The sequence below is a fragment of the Haloferax sp. Atlit-6N genome (assembly GCF_003383195.1).
Taxonomy (GTDB): Archaea; Halobacteriota; Halobacteria; order Halobacteriales; family Haloferacaceae; genus Haloferax; species Haloferax gibbonsii.
In genome coordinates this window covers 1-666 of sequence record NZ_QEQJ01000071.1, presented here as the reverse complement: position 1 = coordinate 666, position 666 = coordinate 1, and the positions used below count along the sequence as shown (strand labels likewise).

General features: G+C 46.2%; 1 protein-coding gene. It reads left to right on the top strand.

Annotation, left to right across the window (positions count from 1 at the left end; genetic code table 11):
- A partial coding sequence (locus DEQ92_RS23330) for an IclR family transcriptional regulator (RefSeq protein WP_147299542.1) occupies nucleotides 1-666 on the top strand: 666 nt, incomplete at both ends.

The window sequence follows — 666 nt, the reverse complement described above, 5'->3', positions numbered from 1 at the left end:
TCTATTATTGAGGCATTTCGTGAATATGGACGGTTAGGCGTTACCGAACTGAGTGACATTCTCAATATCTCGAAAGCAAATGCTCATCATTATGTATCAACTCTCAGAGATTATGACTATGTAGTCAAGAAAAATGATAAGTACGAGTTGGGACTTGAATTCTTTGCAGTCGCAGTTGATACTCGAGAACAGTCGCCTGTCTACCGCGTAGCAAAAGAGGATTTGGCCCGTCTCGCAGATGAGACTGGGGAAACAGCCTGGTGTATGGTTGAGCAAAATGGAATGGGAATGTTCATCGATGGTTACTTTGCTGGTCGATCTATAGACCGAGAATCTATCATCGGCACATGGAAACCTCTTCACGCAAACTCGGCAGGAAAGGCAATTTTAGCAAATCTACCTGCAGACCGACGTAATACTATTATTGATAGGTCTGAGTTGGAACCGTTGACAGAGAACACCATCACAGAGCGCAACAAACTGCGTCAAGAGCTCAAAGAGATCCAAGAGAGAGGCTTTTCAACAAATTTCGGCGAAGATCTGAGCGGAATACACGCTGTGGGAACTCCGATTTTCGATCAGAACTCCGAGGTCGCTGCCGGTATCTCAGTCGCCGGGTCAGCGACCCGGCTAACGAAGGAATACTGCAAAAACGAACTTGCTCCG